This window comes from Daejeonella sp. (assembly GCF_044232565.1).
Lineage (GTDB): Bacteria > Bacteroidota > Bacteroidia > Sphingobacteriales > Sphingobacteriaceae > Daejeonella.
In genome coordinates, this window is the sequence record NZ_JBIILQ010000333.1 from 1 (window position 1) to 3,485 (window position 3,485).

General features: G+C 59.4%; 4 protein-coding genes. 3 read left to right on the forward strand and 1 reads right to left on the reverse strand.

The features are described 5' to 3' along the window. The coding region (locus tag ACILQF_RS12980) for a hypothetical protein (protein WP_395627822.1) at nucleotides 1–214 on the reverse strand (214 nt) is incomplete at its 3' end. A 112-nt stretch (nucleotides 215–326) separates the two neighbouring features. Between ACILQF_RS12980 and ACILQF_RS12985 the strand changes: the two genes are divergently transcribed. The 3 genes from ACILQF_RS12985 to ACILQF_RS12995 all read left to right on the forward strand — a co-directional run. After that, complete coding sequence (locus ACILQF_RS12985; RefSeq protein WP_395627823.1) at nucleotides 327–1,040, forward strand: hypothetical protein; 714 nt, start codon at nucleotides 327–329, stop codon at nucleotides 1,038–1,040. Further along, the gene (locus tag ACILQF_RS12990; protein ID WP_395627824.1) at nucleotides 1,037–2,467 is read left to right on the forward strand and encodes an aldehyde dehydrogenase family protein; all 1,431 of its coding nucleotides are present in this window, start codon (nucleotides 1,037–1,039) and stop codon (nucleotides 2,465–2,467) included. The genes ACILQF_RS12985 and ACILQF_RS12990 overlap by 4 nt, the downstream gene beginning before the upstream one ends. 448 nt (nucleotides 2,468–2,915) lie before the next feature. Continuing rightward, nucleotides 2,916–3,485 (forward strand): AMP-binding protein (locus tag ACILQF_RS12995; protein WP_395627825.1); only part of this gene is annotated, 570 nt, incomplete at its 3' end.

The following is a 3,485-nucleotide window of genomic DNA, read 5'->3' on the forward strand; positions in this document are numbered from 1 at the left end:
TATGCAATCCAAGCGGGAACAGCAGCACGATCCCGGTGCGCGCCAAGATATCGATCCGATAGGCGGTCTCCATATGTCGTTTGCGCTCTGCCAGGCTGAGAGCACTGTTGGTGACATTGTAGCTCGTTTGGAACACCCCCCATTCGCCGCCCAGCCAATAGACCATGGCAATGATGTGCACCCAGCGCAGCAAGTCCAGTTCGGCAAAATGCATCGTTCACTCCAATTTTCTCTTGAATTAAATTTGTCCGGACAAATTGGGCTTGGCAAGCGCAAAATCGTCCGTAAGGTGAATTGCTGTTGATAGGGTTCCTGGGAGACCGGCGATGAAGCACCGCGTGATCGAAGGCAGGCTGGAATATACCTCGCGCAAGCCGGATATGATGGGCAAGGTTCGCGGCTTCGAAACCTTCATGTTCACGCGCCATTCCGACGGCAAAGTGACGTTGCGCGCGCACTGCGAGATTTATGAGCCCGAGCCGACGGTGATGCGTGACATCATCTACGCGCTCGACGAGAACAAACAACCAATGGACCTGCACGTTCGACTGACCGTGGGTGATAACTTCATGGGCTCGGGTTGGTTGCGTTTCGATGGTGAAACGATCGAATGTGAAAGCTATGGCCCGTCGATTGGGCGACTGAGCCAACGCGTTGTGGCCGAGCTTCCGGTCGATGGGTTTGGCACTCACCCGATCATTTCCGATGGCTATCTGCTGTCGACCAAGGAGTGGAGCGAGGGCCAGAAGCGCAAGTTCAACTGCTACCTGCCGTCACCCGACCATCGCGGCGCAACCCCGCCAATGATCGCCCAAGTCAAGATCGATGCGCAATACCTTGGCAAGGAAGAAGTGACGGTCCGAGCCGGAACTTTTGCAGCACGAAAATTCCAGTTCTCTGATGACGGTGCCAGCGGTATGGCGGGCGAGCATCCGCCCTATGAACTGTGGATCACCGATGACGACGATGCCATTTTTCTTAAGGGCGGGGTCGGAGGCTATATGATGACCTGGTACGAACTGATTGAGCTCAACCGATGAGAATCCCCGTCTGCAACCCACGCACCGGCGAGATCGACTACGCCATTAATGCTGCCAGCGCTGCCGAGATTGACGGTGCCGCCGCGCGGCTTCGGGCCAATCAACCTGCTTGGCGGGGGCTTGGGGCCGAGGGCCGTGCTGCGGTGCTGCTGAAATGGGCCGAGGCTTTGCAGGCCAACATGGGGCCGATTTGCAGCAAGCTAAGCATCGACACGGGACGGCTGGCGATCGCCAACATCGAGCTGCTGGGGGTTGTTGGAATATTGCAGCGCTGGGCCGCGCAAGGCCCTGTGATGATCGCCGCGCTCGACAAGACCGACGTGCCCAGCGCCAATCCCGGCATCCTGATCAGCAATCGCCACGTTCCTTATCCGTTACTTGGCGTGATCGCGCCGTGGAACTTCCCCTTGCTGCTGGCCCTGATTGACGCCATCCCGGCCTTGCTGGCGGGCTGCGCTGTGTTGATCAAGCCATCGGAGGTGACGCCGCGTTTCATTCCAGAGCTGCGCAAGGCAATTGCTGCGGTGCCCGAGCTGGAGAAAGTGCTGTGCGTTGTCGAAGGAGATGCCGACACGGGCCGGGCTATCGTGGCTTCCGTCGATTACGTGTGTTTTACCGGCTCGGTGGCGACCGGGCGCAAAGTTGCCGAAGCCGCCGCTGCGGCCTTCATCCCGGCCAATCTCGAGCTTGGTGGCAAGGATCCGATGATCGTGCTTGCTTCGGCTGACCCTGCAACAGCAGCCAGCATCGCGCTGCGCTCCAGCGTGGTGGCCAATGGCCAGGCTTGCCAGTCGATCGAGCGGCTCTACGTCCATCGCTCGATCGCGAATGCCTTCCTTGCAGCGCTGGTTGCACAGGCCGATGCGGTGGAGCTCAACTATCCCGATATCGCCAGAGGCCACATCGGTCCGTTCATTTTTCCACCGCAGGGCGACAAGGTTCAGGCGCAGATCGACGCAGCGGTGGCGGGCGGCGCAACTGTCCTGACAGGCGGCAGGATCGAGGTGCTTGGCGGCGGCAAGTACCTGCGGCCGACCGTGCTGATCGATGTGACCCCTCAGATGGCGATCATCGCCGAGGAATCCTTCGGGCCGGTGATCCCGGTCACCGTTTATGACGAGATCGACGAAGCAATCCGGTTGGCCAATGACAGCATTTACGGGCTCTCCGCCGCCGTGATCGGCGACCCTGTCGAAGCCGAAAAAGTCGCTGCGCAGCTTGAAGCTGGAGCCGTCTCCATCAACGACGGATCGCTGACATCCGGAGTTTGGGATGCGGAAAACTCCTCGTTCAAACTATCGGGGATGGGCCCCAGCCGGATGGGTTCCGCCGGGTTGTTGCGATACTTCAGGACTCAGGCAATCATCAAGCAGACTGGTCAGGCGGCGGCGATCGCGGCCTATGCAGAAGGTGCCGTTGCAAGATAGCCTATTGCCCGGCATCCTGACTGGCTGTAATTTTGCGTCCCGGGCAAACTGGACTGGCCTGATCTGCCCTCCCTGCTTTCACCCAGCAGGGATTAGAGCCGGGCCGTAGTTGTTGCGCATGGGCGCGGGTGCAGCAATTGCCTGTGGAGCGGAGCCGGCAGGGCGGAGCGGAACAGGCAGGTTGCGGCAGGCATGACTTCGACGCTGACCACCGACTCGCTCCAAGGCTGGGTCCGTTGTGCGCTTGCCGGTATCGTGACGGCCAAAGTCAAACAGACGAGCCATCCCAAGCGGGCCAAATACAAAAAAGGCAAATAGCATCGGCTCATTCACCTATGTCTATTGTCGCGCTGGACGGGCATTGAGTCTGAGCCGTGGTCTTGCATATTTGTCCGGACAAATCTACGATTGATCCCGTGTCGATGGGACACCGAATAGGGAGAGCTGCGTGGCCACAGAAAGAGCATCTCTGGTCAGTGATTGGCTCCACTATCAGGCATCGTACAATCCAGAGCGACTGGCGGCAGTCGATCTGACGACGGCACGCCGTTTCACCTACGCTGCCTTCAATGATCGTGCGACCCGGCTGGCCACCGCCTTGCGCAACACCCTGGGTGTTTTGAAGGGCGACAGGGTCGGCATGCTTGCCCGAAACAGCACCGATCATTTCGAGTTGATGTTTGCGTGCTGGAAAATCGGAGCCGTTTTCATGCCGCTCAACTGGCGGTTGAGCGCGGGGGAAATGACCAAGGTCATCGCCGATGCTATACCGTGCGTTGTCTTCGTCGATCCCGATTTCGCCGGGCTGCTCGACGGTTGCGCCTGCCCTGTGGTCGGACGCGGTGGCGGCGATGACAGCGCATATGAGGCACTTATCAGCGCCCATGCGCCCGAAGTGCGGATGGAAGGCGTTACACTCGATGATCACAACACCTTGCTCTACACGTCAGGCACGACGGGCGAGCAAAAGGGCGTGATCGGCACCCATCTGAATTCGATGACCATCGTCCTGCAATCG

Bases quoted from the DNA above. Each gene is read 5' to 3' on its own strand.
- ACILQF_RS12985 (WP_395627823.1), top strand. From the start codon at position 327: ATGAAGCACCGCGTGATCGAAGGCAGGCTGGAATATACCTCGCGCAAG.
- ACILQF_RS12990 (WP_395627824.1), top strand. From the start codon at position 1,037: ATGAGAATCCCCGTCTGCAACCCACGCACCGGCGAGATCGACTACGCC.